Source organism: Thermoproteota archaeon, from assembly GCA_003352285.1.
Classification (GTDB): Archaea; Thermoproteota; Nitrososphaeria; order Nitrososphaerales; family Nitrosopumilaceae; genus PXYB01.
Genome location: QQVN01000002.1, coordinates 195,862 through 217,079, shown reverse-complemented (window position 1 = coordinate 217,079; position 21,218 = coordinate 195,862). Strand labels below are relative to the sequence as shown.

At 34.2% G+C, this 21,218-nt stretch carries 32 protein-coding genes; 17 read left to right on the top strand and 15 right to left on the bottom strand.

Going from position 1 to position 21,218, the window contains the following annotated elements; genetic code table 11:
- The first annotated feature begins 44 nt into the window (after nucleotides 1–44).
- The 3 genes from DWQ18_01270 to DWQ18_01260 all read left to right on the top strand — a co-directional run bounded on the left by DWQ18_01270 (nucleotide 45) and on the right by DWQ18_01260 (nucleotide 2,397).
- Nucleotides 45–956, top strand: coding sequence for a transcription initiation factor TFIIIB (locus DWQ18_01270; GenBank protein ID RDJ34683.1), 912 nt, complete (start codon nucleotides 45–47; stop codon nucleotides 954–956).
- Nucleotides 957–1,023: 67 nt separating this feature from the next.
- Nucleotides 1,024–1,857, top strand: a complete 834-nt coding sequence (locus tag DWQ18_01265; protein ID RDJ34591.1) for a restriction endonuclease — start codon at nucleotides 1,024–1,026, stop codon at nucleotides 1,855–1,857.
- Nucleotides 1,858–1,917: 60 nt separating this feature from the next.
- Nucleotides 1,918–2,397, top strand: coding sequence for a pyridoxamine 5'-phosphate oxidase family protein (locus tag DWQ18_01260; GenBank protein ID RDJ34590.1), 480 nt, complete (start codon nucleotides 1,918–1,920; stop codon nucleotides 2,395–2,397).
- An 11-nt stretch (nucleotides 2,398–2,408) separates the two neighbouring features.
- On the opposite strand, the gene DWQ18_01255 is transcribed toward DWQ18_01260, so the two are convergent.
- Together DWQ18_01255 and DWQ18_01250 are read right to left on the bottom strand one after the other, a co-directional pair.
- On the bottom strand, nucleotides 2,409–2,681 hold the full coding sequence (locus DWQ18_01255) for a hypothetical protein (protein RDJ34589.1): 273 nt from the start codon (nucleotides 2,679–2,681) through the stop codon (nucleotides 2,409–2,411).
- Between the two features lie 60 nt (nucleotides 2,682–2,741).
- Nucleotides 2,742–3,167, bottom strand: a complete 426-nt coding sequence (locus DWQ18_01250) for a CBS domain-containing protein (protein RDJ34682.1) — start codon at nucleotides 3,165–3,167, stop codon at nucleotides 2,742–2,744.
- Nucleotides 3,168–3,317: 150 nt separating this feature from the next.
- Between DWQ18_01250 and DWQ18_01245 the strand changes: the two genes are divergently transcribed.
- The 3 genes from DWQ18_01245 (at nucleotide 3,318) to DWQ18_01235 (ending at nucleotide 4,627) form a co-directional block, all read left to right on the top strand.
- Nucleotides 3,318–3,632: a P-II family nitrogen regulator gene (locus DWQ18_01245; protein ID RDJ34588.1), complete on the top strand. Its 315-nt coding sequence runs from the start codon at nucleotides 3,318–3,320 to the stop codon at nucleotides 3,630–3,632.
- Nucleotides 3,633–3,714: 82 nt separating this feature from the next.
- Nucleotides 3,715–4,134, top strand: a complete 420-nt coding sequence (locus DWQ18_01240) for a universal stress protein (protein RDJ34587.1) — start codon at nucleotides 3,715–3,717, stop codon at nucleotides 4,132–4,134.
- A 52-nt stretch (nucleotides 4,135–4,186) separates the two neighbouring features.
- Nucleotides 4,187–4,627 (top strand): CBS domain-containing protein, encoded by a 441-nt coding sequence (locus tag DWQ18_01235; protein RDJ34586.1) that lies wholly within the window; start codon nucleotides 4,187–4,189, stop codon nucleotides 4,625–4,627.
- A 6-nt stretch (nucleotides 4,628–4,633) separates the two neighbouring features.
- Here the strand turns inward: DWQ18_01235 and DWQ18_01230 are convergent, their stop codons facing one another.
- Nucleotides 4,634–5,080, bottom strand: coding sequence for a universal stress protein (locus tag DWQ18_01230; GenBank protein RDJ34585.1), 447 nt, complete (start codon nucleotides 5,078–5,080; stop codon nucleotides 4,634–4,636).
- Nucleotides 5,081–5,509 (bottom strand): universal stress protein, encoded by a 429-nt coding sequence (locus DWQ18_01225; protein ID RDJ34584.1) that lies wholly within the window; start codon nucleotides 5,507–5,509, stop codon nucleotides 5,081–5,083.
- Between the two features lie 140 nt (nucleotides 5,510–5,649).
- Between DWQ18_01225 and DWQ18_01220 the strand changes: the two genes are divergently transcribed.
- A complete protein-coding gene (locus tag DWQ18_01220; GenBank protein RDJ34583.1) occupies nucleotides 5,650–6,081 on the top strand; it encodes a universal stress protein in 432 nt (143 codons plus the stop codon).
- Here the strand turns inward: DWQ18_01220 and DWQ18_01215 are convergent.
- Nucleotides 6,078–6,950, bottom strand: coding sequence for a CBS domain-containing protein (locus DWQ18_01215; protein ID RDJ34681.1), 873 nt, complete (start codon nucleotides 6,948–6,950; stop codon nucleotides 6,078–6,080). The two genes, DWQ18_01220 and DWQ18_01215, sit on opposite strands and share 4 nt — an antisense overlap.
- Nucleotides 6,951–7,054: 104 nt before the next feature.
- On the opposite strand from DWQ18_01215, the gene DWQ18_01210 reads away from it, so the two are divergent.
- The 3 genes from DWQ18_01210 to DWQ18_01200 are packed head-to-tail and all read left to right on the top strand — an operon-like array spanning nucleotide 7,055 to nucleotide 9,344.
- On the top strand, nucleotides 7,055–8,221 hold the full coding sequence (locus tag DWQ18_01210) for a CBS domain-containing protein (protein RDJ34680.1): 1,167 nt from the start codon (nucleotides 7,055–7,057) through the stop codon (nucleotides 8,219–8,221).
- The gene (locus tag DWQ18_01205) at nucleotides 8,218–8,946 is read left to right on the top strand and encodes a proteasome assembly chaperone family protein (protein ID RDJ34582.1); all 729 of its coding nucleotides are present in this window, start codon (nucleotides 8,218–8,220) and stop codon (nucleotides 8,944–8,946) included. The genes DWQ18_01210 and DWQ18_01205 overlap by 4 nt, the downstream gene beginning before the upstream one ends.
- On the top strand, nucleotides 8,943–9,344 hold the full coding sequence (locus DWQ18_01200; protein ID RDJ34581.1) for an Hsp20/alpha crystallin family protein: 402 nt from the start codon (nucleotides 8,943–8,945) through the stop codon (nucleotides 9,342–9,344). Before DWQ18_01205 ends, DWQ18_01200 begins: the two co-directional genes overlap by 4 nt.
- On the opposite strand, the gene DWQ18_01195 is transcribed toward DWQ18_01200, so the two are convergent.
- A complete protein-coding gene (locus DWQ18_01195; protein RDJ34580.1) occupies nucleotides 9,345–9,617 on the bottom strand; it encodes a hypothetical protein in 273 nt (90 codons plus the stop codon). It lies immediately after the preceding gene.
- Nucleotides 9,618–9,746: 129 nt separating this feature from the next.
- Between DWQ18_01195 and DWQ18_01190 the strand changes: the two genes are divergently transcribed.
- Nucleotides 9,747–10,220 carry an Hsp20/alpha crystallin family protein gene (locus DWQ18_01190; GenBank protein RDJ34679.1) on the top strand — a complete coding sequence of 158 codons (474 nt, stop codon included), beginning with the start codon at nucleotides 9,747–9,749 and terminating at the stop codon, nucleotides 10,218–10,220.
- Between the two features lie 42 nt (nucleotides 10,221–10,262).
- On the opposite strand, the gene DWQ18_01185 is transcribed toward DWQ18_01190, so the two are convergent.
- The 3 genes from DWQ18_01185 to DWQ18_01175 all read right to left on the bottom strand — a co-directional run bounded on the left by DWQ18_01185 (nucleotide 10,263) and on the right by DWQ18_01175 (nucleotide 12,795).
- Complete coding sequence (locus DWQ18_01185) at nucleotides 10,263–10,847, bottom strand: hypothetical protein (GenBank protein RDJ34579.1); 585 nt, start codon at nucleotides 10,845–10,847, stop codon at nucleotides 10,263–10,265.
- 32 nt (nucleotides 10,848–10,879) lie between these two features.
- Nucleotides 10,880–11,422, bottom strand: a complete 543-nt coding sequence (locus tag DWQ18_01180) for a CBS domain-containing protein (GenBank protein ID RDJ34578.1) — start codon at nucleotides 11,420–11,422, stop codon at nucleotides 10,880–10,882.
- 65 nt (nucleotides 11,423–11,487) lie between these two features.
- Nucleotides 11,488–12,795, bottom strand: a complete 1,308-nt coding sequence (locus DWQ18_01175; protein ID RDJ34577.1) for an ammonium transporter — start codon at nucleotides 12,793–12,795, stop codon at nucleotides 11,488–11,490.
- A 101-nt stretch (nucleotides 12,796–12,896) separates the two neighbouring features.
- On the opposite strand from DWQ18_01175, the gene DWQ18_01170 reads away from it, so the two are divergent.
- Entirely contained in the window at nucleotides 12,897–13,226 is a 330-nt protein-coding gene (locus DWQ18_01170; GenBank protein ID RDJ34678.1) for a P-II family nitrogen regulator, read from the top strand.
- Nucleotides 13,227–13,455: 229 nt separating this feature from the next.
- Here DWQ18_01170 and DWQ18_01165 read toward each other — a convergent pair whose 3' ends face one another.
- The 5 genes from DWQ18_01165 to DWQ18_01145 all read right to left on the bottom strand — a co-directional run bounded on the left by DWQ18_01165 (nucleotide 13,456) and on the right by DWQ18_01145 (nucleotide 16,461).
- The gene (locus DWQ18_01165; protein ID RDJ34576.1) at nucleotides 13,456–14,028 is read right to left on the bottom strand and encodes a transcriptional regulator; all 573 of its coding nucleotides are present in this window, start codon (nucleotides 14,026–14,028) and stop codon (nucleotides 13,456–13,458) included.
- 63 nt (nucleotides 14,029–14,091) lie between these two features.
- On the bottom strand, nucleotides 14,092–14,709 hold the full coding sequence (locus DWQ18_01160) for a phosphoribosyltransferase (protein ID RDJ34575.1): 618 nt from the start codon (nucleotides 14,707–14,709) through the stop codon (nucleotides 14,092–14,094).
- The gene (locus tag DWQ18_01155; GenBank protein RDJ34574.1) at nucleotides 14,706–15,131 is read right to left on the bottom strand and encodes a universal stress protein; all 426 of its coding nucleotides are present in this window, start codon (nucleotides 15,129–15,131) and stop codon (nucleotides 14,706–14,708) included. Before DWQ18_01155 ends, DWQ18_01160 begins: the two co-directional genes overlap by 4 nt.
- Nucleotides 15,132–15,191: 60 nt before the next feature.
- Complete coding sequence (locus DWQ18_01150; GenBank protein ID RDJ34573.1) at nucleotides 15,192–16,040, bottom strand: CBS domain-containing protein; 849 nt, start codon at nucleotides 16,038–16,040, stop codon at nucleotides 15,192–15,194.
- A gap of 82 nt (nucleotides 16,041–16,122) precedes the next feature.
- Nucleotides 16,123–16,461, bottom strand: coding sequence for an ArsR family transcriptional regulator (locus DWQ18_01145; protein ID RDJ34572.1), 339 nt, complete (start codon nucleotides 16,459–16,461; stop codon nucleotides 16,123–16,125).
- Between the two features lie 116 nt (nucleotides 16,462–16,577).
- On the opposite strand from DWQ18_01145, the gene DWQ18_01140 reads away from it, so the two are divergent.
- From DWQ18_01140 to DWQ18_01120, 5 genes are all read left to right on the top strand, one after another.
- Entirely contained in the window at nucleotides 16,578–17,471 is an 894-nt protein-coding gene (locus DWQ18_01140; GenBank protein ID RDJ34677.1) for a lactate dehydrogenase, read from the top strand.
- 79 nt (nucleotides 17,472–17,550) lie between these two features.
- A complete protein-coding gene (locus DWQ18_01135; GenBank protein RDJ34571.1) occupies nucleotides 17,551–17,976 on the top strand; it encodes a universal stress protein in 426 nt (141 codons plus the stop codon).
- 13 nt (nucleotides 17,977–17,989) lie between these two features.
- Entirely contained in the window at nucleotides 17,990–18,460 is a 471-nt protein-coding gene (locus DWQ18_01130; protein ID RDJ34570.1) for a hypothetical protein, read from the top strand.
- Nucleotides 18,461–18,521: 61 nt separating this feature from the next.
- Entirely contained in the window at nucleotides 18,522–19,049 is a 528-nt protein-coding gene (locus tag DWQ18_01125) for a hypothetical protein (GenBank protein ID RDJ34569.1), read from the top strand.
- Nucleotides 19,050–19,119: 70 nt separating this feature from the next.
- Nucleotides 19,120–20,844, top strand: coding sequence for a HAMP domain-containing protein (locus DWQ18_01120; protein RDJ34676.1), 1,725 nt, complete (start codon nucleotides 19,120–19,122; stop codon nucleotides 20,842–20,844).
- Here DWQ18_01120 and DWQ18_01115 read toward each other — a convergent pair whose 3' ends face one another.
- Entirely contained in the window at nucleotides 20,845–21,168 is a 324-nt protein-coding gene (locus tag DWQ18_01115; GenBank protein RDJ34568.1) for a P-II family nitrogen regulator, read from the bottom strand. It lies immediately after the preceding gene.
- Nucleotides 21,169–21,218 lie beyond the last annotated feature (50 nt).

Below are 21,218 nucleotides of genomic sequence, written 5' to 3'. Positions count from 1 at the left end.
GATGCGCGTTCCTTTTATTTGATAACGACGTAATGATAACAGTAGTGTTAGAATATTTTACTAGTGATTACGATGCAAAGTGTAGACTAGACACTTGCAAAACCTACCCGGCAATTACGGACCAAGAAAGGGGTGAAATTGTGTGCGGGGAATGCGGTACAGTGCTATTGCAAAATATACCTGATGTGGAGCATGAAGCATATTCATCACAAGATGATTTTATGAATCAAACTAGAACTGGTCCTGGAATGTCATTAGCAATGCATGACAAGGGATTATCAACGGTGATTGGCAACAACAAAGATTCAGCAGGTAATAATCTATCTAGAGATATAAAAAATCAATTTTCAAGATTAAGAGTATGGGATCAAAGGAGCAAATCAAAAACAGTTGTGAGGCTAAGTAAGGCATTTACAATTCTTAATGCTCTAAAAACAAAGCTGGCTATTCCAGATACTGTCGTTGAAGACACTGCACAGATTTACAGGAGAGCAGTTGCTGCAAGATTAACTAGAGGTAGAACAATGAGATCCCTAGTAGCTGCTTCACTTTATGCAGCATGTAGGCAATCAAGTACACTTCGTTCCTTAGATGATATAGTTGCTGCTGCAAATGTAGAAAAAAGGATACTTTCAAGAGACTTTAGAACGTTGGTCAGCAGACTTGAATTGAATGTTGAACAGTATGATACTGCCGTATTTATCACAAAAATTTGTAATAATTTGAATATGAAAGAGACTACAAAGCGTCAGGCAGTAGATTTCTTGAAAAAATGTGAAGATATAGGCATCACTGAGGGTAAAAATCCAATTGTACAGGCTGCTTCATGTGTCTATATTGCATGCGTACTTAATGGAGAGAAAATAAGTCAAAATGAAATTTCTAGAGTTGCAGCAGTTAGTTCTGTAGCAATAAGAAATCGAACACTATTGATAAAAGAAGAATTGGGAATCTAGCTAAATATCACATTTGAAAATCAAGTGCATTTATTTTAAAAATTATTAATATCAAGCTGTATAGAACTTGAAAAAAATTTTCATAAGAAAAGCCAGTGGAAAGCATGTCCCATTTGAACGAAGTAAGGTTGAAGCTACATGTGTCAGAGCCGGAGCGAGTAAGCAATTTGCAGAAAAAGTTGCAAGAAAAGTTCAGGCTCAATTATACGAGGGAATATCGACCAAAGAAGTTTACAAGTTAGTGTTAAGGCAGTTGGCTTTGGCAGACAAAGATCATGCTATTCAACATAGGTATCGCTTAAAGGAATCAATCATGTTGATGGGTCCGGCTGGTTTCCCATTTGAAGTATTCATAAAAGGAGTTTTACAATATTATGGTCATCATCCAGAATCTATCAGAGAAAAAATTCAAGGTCAGTGTGTTATTCATGAAATAGATATCATAACAACATTGGATAATGGTGATAAGTGTATGATAGAATGCAAGTATCATAATTCACCGGGGATTTTTACTGGAATTAAAGAATCATTGTACACCCATGCAAGATTTCTTGATTTGAAAGAAGAAATACAAAAAGAGATGCTAGTGTCAAATACAAAAATTTCATCAGATGCTTTACAATACGCTCAATGTGTTGGGCAAAAAATACTTTGTTGGAGATACCCCTTAGATAATGGATTAGAAAAGATTATTGAAAAAGAAGGGTTGTATCCAATCACAATCCTTAAACTTCAAGCAAGGGAATTAGAAGAATTCTCTAAAAATCACATTATGATTGCAAAAGATCTATTGACTTTGGATTTGGGAAAATTTTCTAGAAATACAGGTATTTCGTTAGAGCGATTAAAAAGACTGCAAAGAATGACTCAGCATGTCATTAGTGCAAAGTCATCTGAATGAAGATATCAAAATTGAAAATTGTGTATCCCCATAATATACTAAAAATCCCTTTTTTCAAGTATGAAGATTCCAGATGAGGTTAAGAAAATGCTCGAATCTCAAGGAATTGTGGCAATTGGTACATCAGGTGGAGCAAAATTTGTCAATATTACGCCTAGAACATTCTTCATTGTAGAAGATGATGCGATATACTGGCTTGATTTTTTCAAGCACAAGTCATTTAGAAACTATACGGTAAATCCTAATGCAACTTTAGCTGTCTATGATAAAGAAGAGTATGCAGGATATCAGATTCATGGAAGAGTATCCATTTTGACAGATGAACCAAAATGTTCAGAAATTAAAAAAAATATCTTTGATGTGTCCCTAAATAGAATTAAATCCGAAAAAGCTAAAAAAATGAAAGATCATTCTTCCAGCTTGATAATGTTCGAACCAAAGGTAATCTATTCATTAATTCCAGAAGAATTTTCAAATTTGTCAATATCATCAGATATAGAACCGTCTAGAATATTTTTTGATTCAGAGAAAAATAATTAATTGAAAAAAATCTAATTGCTTCCCTTATTACGACTTTTTCTACTTCCCGTGCCACGGCCTGTTACTCTAGTCATGCCTTCAGTTGATGGTCTGGGTTTTGGATCAGGCAGGTCTTTTAATTTTCTAGTTCCAACACCACGTCCACTACTTAACGTAATATTTTTGCCAGTTTTCTTTAGTTTTTCAGACTGTTCCTTTCTGTATGCATCTCCAGCCCAATTCTGTTCTTTAATTTCTTCTTCTCTAGTTCCTGTTCCTCGTCCTGAGGTCTTTTTCACTTTCATGCAATATTATGCTCATTCTTCCTATTTATGCGTAAAACTAATTTTCAATAATGAGAATATTTAGCTATAAGGACTGTATCTACTGAATACTTCAGAGATAGAATGATAATACATCTTTCTCATATCTTCTTCAGTACATGTTGCAAATTGTTTTACCAAGTCAGTAGCAGTAACAATTCCAACCACCTTATCATCATCTACAACAGGAATTTTTCGAATATTTCGAGAATTCATCAGTCCTGAAATGGACCAAACAGATTCTTCTGGACCTATTGTGATTAAGGGTGTGGACATTATCTGTTTTACAGGAGTAGTTATGGGATATGCATGGGCAACAATTTTGGTTGCAAAATCTCTATCTGTAATAATACCAACTGGGGAGTTATTCTCCATGACAATTATTGCGCCAACTTTGGTGTCTTCCATCATTTTTGCAGCTTCGTTTACATTTAATTCAGCATCAACAGATATGACAGATTTTGTCATTATATCCTTGACAGTAATCTTGTTGGGATCAGAATTCAATAATTAGTGATCAATTTTCTGTTATTTGAGAAGTAAAGTGCAATATCAGAACTGAAAATCAATACCGATAATCTGTAGAGCCTTTTAAAATCAAAATACCGTATGGTCAATATGAAAAGAATTGAAACCCTGATTACGCCAGCAATGCTAGATAATGTGGTAAAAGCTATCAAAAAAGTAGGAGTAGGGGGAATAACAGTATCTCATGCTCAAGGACAAGGTAGTGCTGACCCACCATTGGTAGGACAGTATTTTGCTAGAGAAAGAATAGTAGTGGTAGTTGATGACTCCAAAGTTGAACCAATTTTAGAATCAATTTCAAAAGTTGCGTGTACTGGAACTAAGGGAGATGGTAAAGTTTTTGTCACAAATGTTGAAGACGCTCTAGATATTTGTACAAAACAGAGAGGAGCTAAAGCAATTTAGCTCCAGAAAATTTCTTTATTACTATTTTTGATAATCTTGTTCATCTCTTAAATTCAAAAAAGTCTCATGGTTTGTGTTTAGTATGTCAGTTAGTAAGATTTTAGTTCCTCTTGATGGTTCCAAAAACTCTCTTCGTGGATTAGATCATGCCATTTACTTGGCTAGACAATGCCAAGCAACAATTACTGGATTGTACGTTACACCAATTCAAGAACCGAAAACAAATGATCAGATTTCTTATGTAGAGAGATACCTGCTAAAGCATGCATCACAATTTATGCAAAAGTCAAAAAAACGTGCTGCACAAAATGGAATTTTGTTTGAAGATAAGGTTCTCTATGGGGATGAAGGTAAAAAAATTGTCAATTATGCAAAAAAAGGAAAGTTTGATCTAATCGTAATTGGTTCTAGAGGTGTAGGAACAGTAAAGGGTTTCTTTTTAGGAAGCACGTCTAATTATGTACTTCACAAATCATCAGTGCCGGTTTTGGTTGTAAAATGAATATTGTCATCTTTGAATATTACTTTATAGATAGGAGGGACAAGTAGGAATTATGGCACATACATTCGTTAAAGATGTAATGAATAAGAAGATAGTATCCATTGATCATAATAAGAGCATTAAAGAAACAGCAGAATTAATGAGTAAATCAGATGTGGGTTGTGCAATCATTACAGAGAATAATTCTCCAATAGGCATCATTACTGAGAGAGATTTTGTAAAGCGAATAGTTGCTAATAACAAAGCCGGTTCAGATTTAGTAAAAGAAGTTATGTCTTCACCATTAATCACTATTGATTCGGATGAAACAGTTTGGGAAGCAGCTGAAATAATGAAAACAAAAAATATTCACAAAGTGGTTGCTACTGAAAACGACACAATTGTAGGTATAATCACGACAAGCGATCTTGTAAAGATTTGTAGTGCAGGTTCTGATTCTGAAATGAGAAGAATTTGTGATCAAATTCTTTTACGAATGGAAAAATCTCAGTAAACAAAATTATTTTACTAATAATACTGGACATGTCGCATTATGAGATATCAAAGTAGCAACACTCCCTAACTGTAATCTTAATGGAGAGCCTGTTCTACCCCTAGTTCCGAGAACTATTAAGTCAACTTTGTATGAATTAGCAAATGACAATAATGACTCAGCTACAGACGAAGACAAGATTATTTCTGAAATAAATGGAATTTGGAATTTTTCCGCTGCAAGTTTCAGTCTGTTAAAAACATGAGAAAGTCTTTTGAGTCTGGTTTTCTCAATGTAAGTTTCATGAGCAGGTATATCCAGAAATGAGCTTCCAAGGACACTGCTATACATGACAGTGACAACTGAAAGACTAGAGTGGTATTTTTTTGCAAGATCCAAAGCAAAATTAAATGCGTTAAAAGATCTGTCAGAATCATCAAATGGTACCAGGATGTGCTTTATTTCCAACCCTATTCACTTTACAACCAAAACAGGAACTTTTGATTTGTGAACTATACCGTTTGCGACACTTCCAAGAAATGTTTCCTTAATTCCAGAATATCCTCTGGAGCCAATTACGATTAGATCAAATTTCTTATCTTTTGCAAAATTAGGTATGTCAATACTAGGACTTCCATAGTCTATCTTTGAGCTAAAGGCAATTCCTTTTTTGGCTGATATGGTTTTTGCCTTATTCATGAATTTTGTAGCCTCTTTTTTTAGGACTATTTGATAAGGCATGATAGAATCTGAGAAACTTCTTGGATAAATCGGCATTATGTAAATGCCAGTTAAAGTTGCTTGACATTGTCTAGCCAAGTAAATGGCATGATCTAATCCACGAAGAGAGTTTTTGGAACCATCAAGAGGAACTAGGATCTTCTTGAAATTTTTTTTAATCATGATATGAATAATTAATTTAAGAATTTAATATCCAAACAAGATTCTCAATATTAATAATTAGTTTCAGGCATATTGACAATTCTAATTATCAAGTCTGGGAAATGATATAAGATTAAAGTGATCATAAGTTAACTAACTATATGAAACGGTTACAATATACAAAAATTCTTGTTCCAGTTGATGGTTCCAAATTTGCTGAAAAAGCATTGCTTCATGCATGTGAATTGGCAAAAAATTATCATTCTGAAGTTACTTTGATTTACGTTGTTGATAAATCATATACAATAAGCTTTCTTGATAAAAAAGAGTATTTGTCCATGGTTAGAAAGTTTGCAGACAAAATAATCAAGAAATCATTATCTCTGACAGTTCAAAACGGAATTGATGCAAAACATCTGATTAAAGAAGGAAACGTTGCAGATGAAATTATTAAATTTGCAAAAAAAGATAATACAAATCTGATTGTAATGGGAAGTAGGGGTTTAGGAAAAACACTTCGTTTGTTTTTGGGAAGTATTTCAAATAAGCTTGTAAATAATTCTCCATGTTCAGTTTTGATAATAAAAAATTAGTGTTGTGCTATAGCTTTAACAATATCTGCTTTAGTGATAATTCCAACTAATTTTTTCTTTTTCACAACAGGAATTCCACTGATATTATTTCTAATCATCAACATGACTGCCACACCTACATCCTCATCATCATCGATAGTTACGGGATTTGATGACATGATGTCTACTGCCTTAAACTGTAAAAGATGACTCATTTGGTTTACCCTCAATTCAGTGAGTTGAGAATGTAATCGATAATTTTCAACCTCTTTGGGGTCAGCTGATTCTACTAACCAATGGGGTAATTTTGCAGGTACAAAATCTCGAAAGGTGATAATTCCTACAGGAATGTTGTTCCTTTGGACAACAACTCGGGATATTCTATTGTTGATAAGAAGTGTTTCAACATAAAGTAAAGAGTCACCAGGCATTGCAGTGATGACTTTACGAGTCATGACCTTTGATACCTTGATTGGTTCAACAACTTGGGTCAAAAAGATTGATGCGAGATCTGTCTTCGTAATTATTCCATAAAGGGTTCCATCTTGGTTTACGGCGATAATTGAGCTGATTTTATTTCGATACATTAGTTTCGCACATTGGTAGACTGAATCAGTTTTTTTGATAGTAACTAGATTTTTTGACATAAAACCTCCTACCTTTACTGATGCAATGGACTTGTCACCTAAGGCGTAAACGGTTTTTACAATGTCTTTTTCGGTAATTATTCCAACAGGGATTTTTTTAGAATTTATAACAATAAGGCGTTTTAATTTGTGACGAAGTAGTATTTCTCTTGCTTCTAATAGCGTAGTACTTGGAGTGATGGTGATGGATTTTTTAATAATAACTTGATTCAAGTCTGATTTTTTTAGTAGCAATAAATTCATGTGAATTTTTGTTGTTAAATATTTGGGTAAGAATATCATTGATGAAAATCAATGATGAAAATCATCTCATTTGTTTTAATTTAAAACACAGACAAGGTAGTATAATGCTAGCAGATACAATATATGATCATTTTAAAGAGATATACAATTATCCGATTAAATCACTAATTCAGCCTGCGATAATAATTGAATCATCAGATACCGTATCTAAGGTAATCAACAAAATTTCAGAAAATGACGCATATGATGTATTTTGCATTGAAAACGATTCTGTTTTGTCAACAAATGTGCGATCATTATTGCTTGGAAAAGACATCTTGGATATGAATATTAGACCTTTCCTAACAGTAATTCCTTCTTTATCAATAAATGACACTGTTCAGAAAGCAGCCAATATTCTAACACATTATCGAGTAAGATCGGTACCAGTTGTTTCAAAACAAGAAATTATCGGAGTTGTTTCAGGTGATAAAATTCTAGAATTAATCTCTAAAAAAGATAACAAATGGATTAATGCCAGTGTGGTCTTTACTAGCAACCCAATCACGATTGATTCGAATGAATCACTTAGTGCAGCAAGAAAGATTATGACTAGTAAAAGGATTGATCATCTTCCTGTATTACACAAAGGAGTAATCAAGCAAGTTTTAACATCATCACATTTGGTCAAGGCCATAATCCCCCCAGAGAAGCTTACCAAGGGTTCAATTGGAATGAAAAAAATTCGCAATTTACAATCAAAAATAGGCAATATCGGCAGTTCCAGAATCCCTCAATGTTCACCAAAAGACGACTTGAACCACGTCATACAGCTAATGCAGAAATCAGGTACGACTTGCTGCTTGGTAAATCTTTGGGAAGAAACTCATGGAATAATTACTGTTCGTGATATAGTAAGTCTTCTTGCGGTAAAGATGGAAAGTGAAATTCCATTATACATAGTAGGCTTGCCTGAAGATCTAAAAAATGATGATCTGATTCATTCAAAATTTGTTAAGGCTCTAAAGAGAATACAAAAAGTCTATACAGAAATACAAGAAGCACGTGTTACAATAAAACAAACAAGAAAAAATGGTCAGAGAAAATTTTATGAGGTCTCAATCAGAATCATAACGCCTCATAATACCTTCAGGCAAGAAGGGACAGGTTGGGATCTTAGCAATGTAATTGAGGAGCAAAGTCAAAAACTTCTTCGAAATCTTTCAAAACGTGCAAAACGACGTTACAAGACTAGTATTAGAAAACTAGACGCTCCAATAACGCAAGTATGACACAGAAAATAAATAAAAAAAATAAAAAAATTCTTCTTGTCGGATTTCCTAGTAGTGGATTGATTGGTACTTTTGCCACATCATATGTTGTTCATACATTAAAAATGAATCAGATAGGCGAGATAGATCATCCAGATCTTTTACCCACATTGTTTGTGGAAAATGGAGAGATATTAGAACCCATAAGAATTTACAATAAAGAAAATTTGTTTGTGATTTTATCGGACATTCCATTTGAGCCAGATCTTGCATCAGATTTTGCTGAAATGGTTGTGAATTATTCAAAAGAGCAAAAAATAGACATGATAGTAATGGTTAGCGGTTTAGAAGCGTTAAACAATCCCCCTGCATCTCCAAAAGTTTATGGATTAATCACCGACAAATCACTAGAAAAGACACTATATGAAAATCAAATTTCAAAGTTTTTGGCAGGCTCAATTTATGGTACTGAGGCTAAATTGCTCAGTAAATTTAGAAAATTAGGCGTACCAACACTAGTAATTTATGCAGAATGTCATCCATTTTTTCCAGATCCAAATGCTGCAATAAACGCAATTACAACTCTAAGCAAAGTGTTAAAGATCAAACTAGATACTGAGGATATAAAAAACAAGATGGAGACTCTTAGAATTCAACATAGAAATCTGATGCAAGAAACTCTTAATGCATTACAACAGAAACAAGAAAAACATCCAAAACCAAAGGTTCCACAAATATACAGATGATAAATTTGGATGATGATACAAATAATTTCAAAAAATTGGTTCATTTGGGACTAAATGTCATTTCAAGTGATGATATAGAACAGCAGATCCTGTCACCACTATCATGTCTTAGAGAATACGAATCAAAATGGATACTAGAATTTGATCTGCCATTGGTAGAAAAAGAACACATATCAATAACTTTGGATTCTGGAAATAAAATAATCGTAGAGGCAAAATTAAAAGAAAAATACTACATATCAAATTTTCATGAAAAATACGAATTTAATTATTTTAAAAAAAGTGTTAATTTGCCCGACAATATTGATGAGGCAAAAATTTCTGCAAAATTTGATAATGGTAGATTAGTCATAATTATTCCAAAAACATCAAAAGGAAATAAAATCAGAATAGAATAGTTATTTGAAAAAACTGTTTACTTCCTCACGAAATTTTTCTGTAATCTTTCCAAATTCTGTAAAATCATCTGATGATGGATATTTCATTCGCATTGCATATTGATTAATGAATACTGTTAGTGCACTGCCCATTATTACACTGAAACAAGCGTCAGCTAAATTTGTAGTGTAAGGAAATGCAATTTTGATACAAGGTATGTAAATTCCCATATTACTGATCATGGTTTCAATATGATTCTCCATGTGTGAAACAATTTCTTTATCAATCGCCATGTCTATTAGTTACTCGAACTTTTATTAAACATTAAGCATTTTGTTCTCATTTTTTAAATTACCAGCAGGTTATTATCAAAACAGAAAATCTCCATTATCTAATTATTTATGAAAACGAAATTTAGGGTAATGACCAAAGTTCAAAAAGCAAAAAAACAGGCACAGATTTCGCCCTTTTGGCGAACAGGCTGGACAGATATTGACAGAGCTTTTGACAACTTACGCAGGGATTTAGAGAGATCTTTCGCATCATTTCCTCCAATGCCAAAGATGCCTGAATCAACCTGTGACGTAATTGATGAAGGAAAACAATTTCGTATAAAGTTGGATGTTCCTGGAGTTAAGAAAAATGAAATAGAACTAAACGTTACTGATAATTCTGTAGAAATTTCTGCAGAGCACAAGGAAGAATCTGAGGAGAAAAAAAAGAATTATCTTACAAAAGAACGAAAGCAGGTTTCATTTTACAGAACAATTCCATTAACAGAAAAAGTAATTGCTGGAAGTGCTAAAGCAAAGCTTACAGATGGAGTTTTAGATGTAATAATTCCTAAAGTGACTCCAACATCAAAACCAAAAAAGACATCAATATCAGTCCAATAATTTTTTTTTGATTATACATTAGATTTGTAATGCTAAAAATATCTAGTAATCATGTTCGTTAAAATCAGATCCTAATGGAATTGATGCAACGACAGTATTTGATGTTGTTTTAAAGTTGAGATTTTTATCAGGTACAAACGAATGGAATATTTCCTTGAGTAATGCTTCTGTGAATAGTGACCATTTGATCCCAAGATTATGCTGAATAATAAAATGATGAATGTTTCCTTCTATTCTGTGATCTGATTTCATACCAGACATCTTCATGTAATCTTCTAATGTTTCTATACACCGCTTTAGATCGTATCCTCCTTTCATAAACAAGACAGTATCTTTGATCATTGGCAGAATTACCTCAATAATTTCTTCAATATCTTCTCCTTCCATCTCTTTCCCCAAAGAATCAAGAATTCCTTTTGGAATTGGTATCATACCAATTTTGTCACCAAATCTATCCCATTGAAGATATTTTTCAAGAATCTGTTTTACTAATACATTTTGTGAAATATTCTTTTGAGTAGCTTCAGTCTCTAATCCTTCAACGATTTTGGCGGGTAATCGATATGTGATACTGCGTGTTTTTTCTTTATCTGTAGTGTGAGGTTGTCTATTAACCGTAGATTTCACATTAAATTTTTAGAAACTGTGTGATATCAGGTTTATGCTTTGGACAGATTTCCTTCTAGCAGGCCTTTTCCAATATGTATGTCATCAATGTGCTTTGATAGGGCTTTTTTCTCTGAGAATTCAGATGAGCAGTAAGGACATGTTACCTTTTCAGGAATCTCAAGTTCTGGCATATCAACTGAATATTCACCCATATTTCCAATCACCACTTTTCTTGAAATAATACCGATTGGTCGTTCATCATTTGTAACAATTAGTCTTCGAATATCATGCTGTTTCATTAATTTGAGAGCATCCTTGACTTTGGAATCTTTGTGAATTTTTAGAAGAGGTTTATTTGCAATGTCGCCAACTTTAATTTCATTTGGGTTTTTTCCTTTAGCCACAACCTTTGTCAGGATATCTTTGAGTGTAACAATTCCTATAAGATCATTATTTTCATGGACTAGTATACTGTCGGTCTTCTGCTTATCCAACTCTTTAGCAGCATCAGTGACAGAGACATCGTGGGAAACAGAGATCATATGAAGGTGAGTAAATCGCGATACGGGATCATTTAACATTTGAAACGACATTTGGATTAGATAATACCAAACACTACTTTAATTGTTGATTAAATTCCAAAACTGATAATCAAGAGTTATCGTTTTTTAAAGAAGAATTCATCAGATTCTTCTTTGTCTTTAACATAATCATCCATGTCTAATCTAAATTCCTCCTCATCAGAATACGCAGACTCTGCATGTTCACTGATGTCTAGTCCAGCATCTTCGACTTCTGGCGTGACTCGAATTCCAATAAGGTGTTTTATCACTTGCATGATTATCCAGGTACCTCCAAACCCAAGTGCAGCTGCAACTCCAACACCTATTGCTTGAGGTAACATTTGATCAGGGTTTCCAAACAAGAAGCCGTCTGGTCCGCTTGGATTTATCATAGAACTTGCAAAGATACCAATTGCTAAAGAACCAATTATTCCAGCAACTCCGTGAACAGAGCTTACATCTAGTGCATCATCAATCTTTAATTTTTCTTTGAATAGAACAACTCCAGAATAGGATGCAATTCCGATTGCAATACCAATTACAAAAGAGTGCTCAACGCTAACGAATCCCGAGGCGGGTGTAATTCCTGCCAAGCCAGCAATCGCACCGTTTACGGCCGCAATTACGCTTGGTTTTCCAGTTCTCATCCAAGATAGTCCCACCCAAATGAGGGCAGATACTGAAGAAGCTAAATGAGTTACAATTACAGTGTTACCTGCCAGTCCACCTGAAGCAAGTGCACTTCCAGCATTAAACCCAAACCAGCCAAGCCACAATAATGAAGAACCAATTACAGCAAGTGGAATACTATGTGGAACCATTATCGAAGGACCATAATGCCTTCTCCTTCCAAGAACTAATGCTGCAGCAAGAGCACCCATACCTACACTTGTGTGAATAACAATTCCTCCTGCAAAGTCAACAACACCCATCTGTGCTAACCATCCGCCACCCCATACCCAATGGACAAGAGGATAATAGATCAGCATCGACCATGCGGCAATAAAGATGATAAAAGAACTAAACTTCATTCTCTCAGCAATAACACCGGTTAATAGAAGCGGAGTAATCGCTGCAAACATTAACTGAAATTTAACAAATAGCATGCCAGGAATTGTTGGAGCATATTGTTCCAATGGCCCATCAGATGCTATTCCTCTGAGGAAGGTCCAATCAAGATTTCCAACTACGCCCATGGTATCAGGACCAAATGATAGACTAAATCCAAATGCAAACCACATTACACTAAGAAGAGCTAAACCAAAGAAGATCTGCATAAAAACAGATACAGTGTTTTTCTTTCTCATTAATCCAGATTCGAACATTCCTAATGCTGGAATCATCAAAAGTACTAAAGAACCGGCAACAAGCATCCACGCTGTATCCCCCGTATCAATTGCCATGATGATTCAGATTATTGAAAATTTATAATGATAGCTAAAAATGATTATCAAATGATTATCAAATACTGAAAGTATATTTGGGATTTTTGAAAAAACCTGATATGCTCAGAATACAAGTCCTGCTTGGAAATAACGATGTGATGGCAATAAGTGAGGCGTTAAAGAAAGTTCCAGTTGGAGGCCTTACAGTATCCAAGATGAAAGGACGTGGAAAGAATCCAGGTCCAGAAATTCACGCATCAAAGGGAACTGAAGTGTTTGTACCACAGTTTACTGAAAAGTATGTAATTGAGCTAATAATTCCTGAATCAAAGGAAGATACAGTAATAGAATTAATCAAGAAAAATGCCAAAGTTGGCAAGATCTTTGTTTCTCCGATTCTTCGTGCAATCGATATTGGTAGCGGGGATGAGGGAGAATCAGTAATCTAGACTAGGGATTTTGTTGTATATACAACCCAAATAATATTGGTCCAACTATAATTCCGGCAATAGCAATAAGTTTCAGATAATCTTTAGGTTCTAATGGTTTGATTTTTACCATAGTGAATCATTTATTCTGACATATGAAGGTCTCAAAGTTTTTTCTTGCAAAGCTTGGATTGGCCATAGTTGGAATGACTTTGATTGGATTGTATCTTTTCTTGCCATATAGCTAAGTCTAGATTTGTCCAAATTTATCATTGTAAATAATTGTTGGATGTTTTAGCTGTTTTTCTAATGTAGGTAGATAACCCATTATGCAAAAATTAACAAAATCACTAAATGATCTTATTCTATAATCTGTTTTTAGAAGCTCAGCATTTTCTTCATAGATTTTTTCTAGTTTCAATAATGTGTATTTTTGTAATGGGATTAGCCTACTGCGTTTGGATTTTTCTTTTCTTTCTGATGTACTTTCTTCAAGGTCTTTTTTGCCCTCCATTGTCTGCATATCTACAACTTCGGTCATCTCAGAGATGAAGATCTTTCCCTCAGAGTCACTTGATAGTCCGGATTTTTTTGATATAATTTCAACAACCTTTCTTGCTTGCTTATCAGAAACAACTAACTCGACTTTTGATAATGGGACTGCCATTAAGCTAGTAAAGCCTGCTCTAGAACCACTCCTAGGTTTTGAGATCTTACTGTCCTCAAGGTTTCGTCTATCAATAATTGTAATACCAATTCTTTCTAATTCACCACTAATAATAGGGAAATTTGCTCGTTTAATTATAGCCTCAATCTTCTTCAATGCAAGTTTGTGACTGGTTGATTATTTATGAGAGTTTCTAATTCTCAACTTCTAGATATAGAATTAACGATATTTGGAGAGTATGATTTTTACTTCATTATCAGAAACTTGCTCAAAGTTATTGAAAAACTGGCCTACCGCTACAAAATCAACTGGTTTTTCTAAAAATATGATTCTTTGAGTATGATTCTGTAACACTTCAAATGTGCTTTGCGGTATCACCGGAATAGCCAGTATTATTTCTCTAGGCCTCATTTTTTTAAGCCAATTCAGAATGGCAAAAATTGTAGCGCCTGTAGCTATTCCATCATCAACCAAAATTACAGTTTTTTTATCAAGAGCATAATCTGCATTTCCTCGATAAATTTCTAATCGGCGAATAACCTCGATTTTTTTATTCTCTATTTCTTTTGCAAAATCATTTGTGCTGGAATAATACTCCCAGTTGGGTCCTTTGTATAATGTACCATCATGAACTATAGCTCCAATTGCATATTCTGGATTATCTGGAGGAGTGATTTTCTTGGCTATTATAACATCGAGTGGACATCCAAGTTTTATTGCTATTTCATGTCCTACAATCACTCCACCTCTAGGAACCGCTAAAACAATTGGATTAGAAACAATTTTGTTTAATTTTTCCGCAAGCATTTTGCCTGCCACAGTTCTGTCCTCAATCATTTGACAATAAGAACAGGCATCTTGGATTTGTGCAATACGTAATTTGATACACTGCCTAGGAAGACTTGTTTAAGATGGCTTTGTCCCCTGGCTCCAATAACTATCAGATCATATTTTTTACTATTAGAGAATCTAACTATGTCATATCCAGGATCTCCTCCAATTATTTTGGAATCAAATAGGATTCCTTTTTTTGCGCATCGTTTTTTTGCGTCGTTAAGAAATTTCTTTGCCTCCTTATTCAATTCAGTTTTGATAAATCCTATTGGGTGTAGAGCATAAACTGCAGGTACTGGTAAAATGTATAGGCCGGTAATTTTTGCATGACATTGTCTTGCCAAGTAAATTGCGTCATCTAATCCTCGTATAGCATTTTTTGACCCATCAAGGGGAACAAGGATTTTTTTGATTTTAGTTACCATGGTTTTTCTAACATTCTTTTGAATTTAAGACCAAAACAAGATTCTCATATCTGGGGTTAGCTAGTAAAATTCCTTGTATTTTGAACGGAGGTACTCATGAGAACCAACTACAGAAAATGCTTTGACAATGTCATCCTTAGTTACTATTCCAACTAATTTTTTGTCGCTTACCACAGGAATTCCTCCTACTTTGTTTTTAATCATCATTCCTGCTGCTGTAGCTAAATCTTCCTCAGGCTCTACGGTTAGCAATTCATCATCAAGAAGATCCTCAACGCGCAAATCCTGATTATTTACAGAAAGAAGGTAGTCTCGTGAACGTGTTTGGCCTTTAGAAAAGTAATCGCTATGCGTAAGAAATGTATTTGTAGAAATAAGTCCTAACGGAGTCCCATCTTCATTAGTAACTACCAGCCGTGAAATATGATTATTATTCATCATGCTTAATGCAAATTTTAGAGAGTCAGATTTTCTGCATGTGATGACTTTTTCATTCATGTAGTCTTTGACTTTGTATTTTCCTCCGTATACTACGGAAAATGCTTTTGTAATGTCGGTCTTGCTTACGATGCCAATTAATTCTCCATCTTGGTTAACCATAATTACAGAACCAATTTTGAATGTCTCCATTCTAGTGGAGCACTGGTTAAAACGATCATCTTGACCGTCAGTAATTGATATAATATTTTTCTCCATCACATTTTTGATAGGAATTTCATCCAATGCTTTTGCAGTCTTGTCATTCTCAAGATAATGATTGATATCACGTTCAGTGACAATTCCAACTGGCTTGTTATCAACAGCAACTACGACACGCTTGATAAAATTCAGCTGCATTTTTTGTAATGTTTGGAAAATGGAATCGTTTGGATCTACAGTAAGAACTGGTGAAGTATACTTTTGCTCCATGGTATAGGTTTTCATCATTTCAATTTAAAACGCGTTCTGATTATCAGGTCTGATTGCCAAAAAGGAAAATATTTTGAAGTTCCTAATTTTGTGGTTTGTTAGGAACGACTTCTATTTCTACATAATTCCCATTAAAATGGGTCGTGATTGCTTTTACTTTGCTTTTGTAAAGAAAGTATTTTTTTCCATCATCACTAATAGAGCCAGATATTCCCAATAGTCGGTTATCATGAAGGGTCTGTAATCTTCTATAGACTGTGCTTATTGGAATTTTTGCATCAGCGCTAATCTCCATTGCAGATTTTGGTTTATCCATGGTTGATTCTAGGATTGCTCTGCAGTACTTGTCAGACATTACAGTCAGGATAGCATCCTTTCTTTCGTCTTGCTCTATTTTTGTGCCTACAACTAATGTTTGCATACATGGTAATACTCAAAATTGGATATATCGAGTGAGACTGCATTGCAATGCAGTGCAAGATTCCTAAATCGATATTTTGGTATGAGCATTATATAGTACAGGAAGGAAAATTGGGCATGATTTCTATAATTGGTAGTGGTCGGGTCGGATCTGCCCTTGCATTTCTTTGTGCCAGCAATACACTTGATGATATAGTCTTGGTCAATAAAACTGAGAGTGAGGCTATAGGTGAGGCGATGGATATCTCAAATGCCATTCCAAAAAATTCTTCAATAACAATTTCTGGAACTAGTGATTTTTCAAAAATAAGAAATTCCGAGATTGTGGTAATAACTGCAAGTAGTGGTACTTATCTTAAAAGTAGAACCGAGATGATCGGCCAGCAGGTAAAAATGTTGCAAGAAATTTCATCAGAGGTAGTAAAATTTGCTCCAAATTCCAAAGTTGTCGTTGTATCAAATCCTCTTGATGTTCTGACATATGTTTTTCTTAGAGAATCAAAATTTCCAAAGAACAAAGTTCTAGGAGTTGCATCCAGTCTTGACTCAAGTAGATTTCAATTACTGCTTGCTGAGGAATTAAAAGCAAATCAATCAGAGATTAAGGATGCTATAGTTTTAGGAGAACATGGGGATTCTATGGTACCAGTTTTTTCTCGTGCAATGTGTAAAGACACTCCAGTAGAAGATCTTCTAAGTGAAGAACAAAAAAAATCCATTACCTTAAAGTTAATTGGCTACTGGAAAAAGCTAAGAGACTATAAAGCAAGATCTGTTTTTGGAATTGCAAAGAATACCTACGATGTTTTAGAATCTATAAGTAAAGATAAACAAATTTCAATTCCAGCATCAGTGTTACTGGAAGGTCAGTATGGAATATCAGATGTCTGTATTGGGATACCGGTAAAAATTAGTAAAAATGGAGTAGATGGTATTAATGAAATCAAATTATCAGATTTTGAGCTAGATTCATTGAAAAAATCTGCCAAAATAGTAAAGGAGTACTTGTAGATTTGAATTCATTGTACTTGTATTATCAATATTGAAAATTATCCCAAGTTTATTATGTAAAGATTAAAGATACTTCAACATGGCAAAATTCACCAAAATTTTAGTTCCACTTGATGGCTCAAAGAACTCTATGAGAGGATTAGATAGAGCAATAGAGATTGCTAATGCAAGTAATGCAGAGATTACCGGTTACTATGTATTTCATTTACCCTTTGCTGCAGGCATAAAATACACCAAAAAAATGAAGGATGAGGCACAAGATAGAGCGGTAAAGGCAATTGGTCCGGCAATGAGGAAATGCGAAAATGCAGGTGCAAAATTCAAGTATCAAACGGGCGGTGGAGGAAATACTGGAGAGTTGATTACTAAATTTGCTCAGAAGGGAAAATACGACATGATAGTAATTGGTGCCAGAGGACTAAGCGGAGTCAAAGAAAAATTCCTTGGTAGTGTGTCTAATCATGTCATGCATGAATCAAAGGTGCCAGTTTTAGTAGTAAAATAATCACTAAGAATAATTGGAAAAAGACAAACGATTCATAATCATAGTTTTGATAGTCGGAGTAGTAGCTCTAGCTGGTATAGTTGGTTTTATTGGTTCAGGAAACATTAGACATGTACAAATTTTTTGGCAAGAGACAGTAAAGCAAACAGTTGCCTTTCAAGATACCGAAGAAGGTGTCAAAATAGTTGGAATTAAAGGGATTCAGGGAGAAAATCCAGAGCTTATTTCCAGAACAAGTTTTGCATATTTGCTTACTGTAATCAACCAAGGCGATAAACATCATAGGTTATACATTGAAGGTCTTGAAATTCAAACAGATCTTTTGGCGCCAGGTGAAAATCAAACTTTGGCGATATATCCAGTAGAAGAAGGAACATACAACTATTATGATAAGAGACAGTACCTTGAAAAATTAGGACAGATAAAGATTCTAACGGTTGTACCAAGTGATGGATTTCAAGGAATTTGGAAGGACCTGATTTGACTAATTCTCAATGTTGATACTTGTACTGTATGTTTTAAACGATAATTCATGAATATATTGTATGAAACAACGAGGGTATGTAATAATTATTTTAATAATTGCCATGATTGCAGTGCCAGGAATTCATGTTGTTTCAGCTGAAAAAATTCCTAACTGGGTAAAACAGGCTGCATTATGGTATGGGGAGGGAAAAACTACAGAAGATGATTTTCTCAATGCCATAAAATACCTAATAGAACATGAAATTATTGTAATCGAAGAAACGAAAGTAGAAAAAGTTGATACTACAAAGAAAACCAAAGTAGCAAATGTTATCATCCCAAATGGTAACTCAAAAATGGGTAATGCTGGATTTTACATACCTTTGAATTTAGAAGTTGAAGTCGGAACTACTGTAGTATGGATTAATGATGATGTAGTAGGGCATACAGTACAAAGCCAAGATGCTTCAGGAAAAATCATAGGCCTCTTTAACAGCGATATGCTAAATACAGGAGACAGATTTGCCCACAAATTTGACAAGGAAGGAGTCTACAATTACTTTTGTACCTTACATCCATGGCGTGTGGGAATTGTAACTGTAAGATAATTTTTCATAGTTGCTATTATAAGACTCGGTTTAAAACGAATACTAGTTGATTACAAAAGTTCCCTTTAGCATAGATAAGAAGTTAATATTATTGGTACTGCTTGTCTCAGTAACTGCATTATTTGTTACGGCATTTCTGAGTTTTAATTATGCAGAACAAATTCTAATTGAGAGAATAGGGGAGCAATTAATTAGTGAATCTTCAATTCGCGGAGATGCTGTAGCTGATATCCTTGATACCAGAGTTAAAGAGATCAAGGTCTTATCAAGAGACAGGCTGATTCAGAATTTAGTTCAAGAGATCAATAACGATAATGTGAATTATAAGCAAAAAATTAAACAAAGTGAAGAATTATTCCTCGGAGAGATTAAAGAATTCCAAAACATTGTAGGATTTTCAATTGGTCTTGAAGATGTAAAAATTATTGGAAAGAATGGAATTGTATATTTTTCAACAACAAAATTACCAACAGATGATTATTCAAATGAGGAGTCATTCCTCAATGGAAGAACTCAGTCGTTTGTAGATTTTGAACCTACCTCAAATAATGATAAAAAAATGATTGTCTCTGTTCCAATCTATGTAGCAGGAACAACAAGCATTTCGGAACCCATAGGTGTCTTGGTAACAAAAATGCGTACTACACAAATTGACGAAATTTTACTAAACAGAGGTGGATTAGGCATTACTGGTGAAACATATCTAGTAAATGATGACTACTTGATGCTTTCAGAATCAAGATTTATCGAGAATGCGATATTCAATCAAAAAGTAGAGACATTGCCGGTAAAGGATTGCTTTGAAAATGGGGAAAACACTGTTGGACTCTACAAAGATTATCGTGGAATAGACATTTACGGTTCGTCTTATTGTGCAAAAGATCTAGGATTTGTATTACTAGCAGAAATTGACTCCGAAGAGGTAATAGAACCAATTTTAATTCTTCAAGATAGAATTTTCCTGACTGGTATAGTAATTACAGTGATAATGGCAGGTGTTGCTTTTGTCTTATCAAAAAGTATCTCAAAGCCACTAAAGAAATTACAAAATGCGGCTAATGAAATTTCAGAGGGTAACTTTGGAGTAAGGACCAACATTAAGACAAATGATGAGATTGGAAATCTTTCTGTTACATTTGATGCAATGGCAAAAAAACTACAAGATTCCCTCTTGGAAATTAAAGATAAAGAAAGCGTAATCAGACAACAAGAAGATATTCTTTTACAATTTTCAGATTACAGTGAAAATTATTGTGTATGTATGGTAGACATTATGAATTCTACAAAAATAACTTCAAAGTTATCAGATGAAGATACAAGTGAATTTTATAGGATATTTCTAAATTCAACTGCAACAATTGTTAGGAATTTTGGCGGCATCGTTGTAAAAAATATCGGAGATGCACTGTTATTTTATTTTCCAAAACTTCCAAATGATAAGAAAAACGTATTCAAACAGACAATAGAATGCTGCCTATCTTTGGGAAAGTCAAGTGATAAAATCAAAGAAGATATGAAAAAGGCAGATCTTCCTACATTTGACTACAGAATTAGTGCCACATTTGGTCCTGTACGGATTGCAAAGATGTCAACATCCTCAGTTAATGACATTTTTGGTTCAACTGTTAATCGTTGTGCCAAAATAAACAGAGCAGCACCTGCAAATGGATTAATCGTGGGAGACGATTTTTATGAAAATGCAAAATCCCTTGAAGAATATTCGTTTAAGAAAGTGAGTGGTGGATTAATGGATGAAGAGTATGGGTTTATTGCATACATAGTTAGCAAGAAATAACTAAATCTTCTTTTTTGTAGTTATGCTGTAGGCATCTTCTATGTTAGATACAAAAATTACGCCATCGCCTCTTTCTCCGGTGTGTGCTATTTTTGAGATAAGAGATATCGTAGAGTCGACTTTGGAATCATCCACTATGGTAATAATTACATCTACAGCATTAAATTCAATTCTGTGACCATGCTCTCCTCCTATCCAAGGACGCTCCCCAGAGCCCTTTCCCAAGGATTGAATCAAGGTTACTCCATCAATGTTATTTCTGTGTAGTTCGTTAGCAACATTTTTTGCAACCTCGCTGCGAACAATGGCTTCAATCTTTTTCATAATGAGTTTAGAGATTAATCTTCTTTAAAGTGAATATTTGATTATCGAAT

Coding starts and splice junctions, on each gene's coding strand:
- DWQ18_01260 (RDJ34590.1), top strand. CDS start 1,918: ATGAAGATTCCAGATGAGGTTAAGAAAATGCTCGAATCTCAAGGAATT.
- DWQ18_01220 (RDJ34583.1), top strand. CDS start 5,650: ATGAAACGGTTACAATATACAAAAATTCTTGTTCCAGTTGATGGTTCC.
- DWQ18_01210 (RDJ34680.1), top strand. CDS start 7,055: ATGCTAGCAGATACAATATATGATCATTTTAAAGAGATATACAATTAT.
- DWQ18_01115 (RDJ34568.1), bottom strand. CDS start 21,168: ATGAAAAAGATTGAAGCCATTGTTCGCAGCGAGGTTGCAAAAAATGTT.
- DWQ18_01160 (RDJ34575.1), bottom strand. CDS start 14,709: ATGATTGAGGACAGAACTGTGGCAGGCAAAATGCTTGCGGAAAAATTA.
- DWQ18_01240 (RDJ34587.1), top strand. CDS start 3,715: ATGTCAGTTAGTAAGATTTTAGTTCCTCTTGATGGTTCCAAAAACTCT.
- DWQ18_01245 (RDJ34588.1), top strand. CDS start 3,318: ATGAAAAGAATTGAAACCCTGATTACGCCAGCAATGCTAGATAATGTG.
- DWQ18_01175 (RDJ34577.1), bottom strand. CDS start 12,795: ATGGCAATTGATACGGGGGATACAGCGTGGATGCTTGTTGCCGGTTCT.
- DWQ18_01150 (RDJ34573.1), bottom strand. CDS start 16,040: ATGGAGCAAAAGTATACTTCACCAGTTCTTACTGTAGATCCAAACGAT.
- DWQ18_01255 (RDJ34589.1), bottom strand. CDS start 2,681: ATGAAAGTGAAAAAGACCTCAGGACGAGGAACAGGAACTAGAGAAGAA.
- DWQ18_01205 (RDJ34582.1), top strand. CDS start 8,218: ATGACACAGAAAATAAATAAAAAAAATAAAAAAATTCTTCTTGTCGGA.
- DWQ18_01225 (RDJ34584.1), bottom strand. CDS start 5,509: ATGATTAAAAAAAATTTCAAGAAGATCCTAGTTCCTCTTGATGGTTCC.
- DWQ18_01140 (RDJ34677.1), top strand. CDS start 16,578: ATGATTTCTATAATTGGTAGTGGTCGGGTCGGATCTGCCCTTGCATTT.
- DWQ18_01195 (RDJ34580.1), bottom strand. CDS start 9,617: ATGGCGATTGATAAAGAAATTGTTTCACACATGGAGAATCATATTGAA.
- DWQ18_01135 (RDJ34571.1), top strand. CDS start 17,551: ATGGCAAAATTCACCAAAATTTTAGTTCCACTTGATGGCTCAAAGAAC.
- DWQ18_01190 (RDJ34679.1), top strand. CDS start 9,747: ATGACCAAAGTTCAAAAAGCAAAAAAACAGGCACAGATTTCGCCCTTT.
- DWQ18_01215 (RDJ34681.1), bottom strand. CDS start 6,950: ATGAATTTATTGCTACTAAAAAAATCAGACTTGAATCAAGTTATTATT.
- DWQ18_01170 (RDJ34678.1), top strand. CDS start 12,897: ATGCTCAGAATACAAGTCCTGCTTGGAAATAACGATGTGATGGCAATA.
- DWQ18_01235 (RDJ34586.1), top strand. CDS start 4,187: ATGGCACATACATTCGTTAAAGATGTAATGAATAAGAAGATAGTATCC.
- DWQ18_01250 (RDJ34682.1), bottom strand. CDS start 3,167: ATGACAAAATCTGTCATATCTGTTGATGCTGAATTAAATGTAAACGAA.
- DWQ18_01180 (RDJ34578.1), bottom strand. CDS start 11,422: ATGTCGTTTCAAATGTTAAATGATCCCGTATCGCGATTTACTCACCTT.
- DWQ18_01155 (RDJ34574.1), bottom strand. CDS start 15,131: ATGGTAACTAAAATCAAAAAAATCCTTGTTCCCCTTGATGGGTCAAAA.
- DWQ18_01145 (RDJ34572.1), bottom strand. CDS start 16,461: ATGCAAACATTAGTTGTAGGCACAAAAATAGAGCAAGACGAAAGAAAG.
- DWQ18_01125 (RDJ34569.1), top strand. CDS start 18,522: ATGAAACAACGAGGGTATGTAATAATTATTTTAATAATTGCCATGATT.
- DWQ18_01200 (RDJ34581.1), top strand. CDS start 8,943: ATGATAAATTTGGATGATGATACAAATAATTTCAAAAAATTGGTTCAT.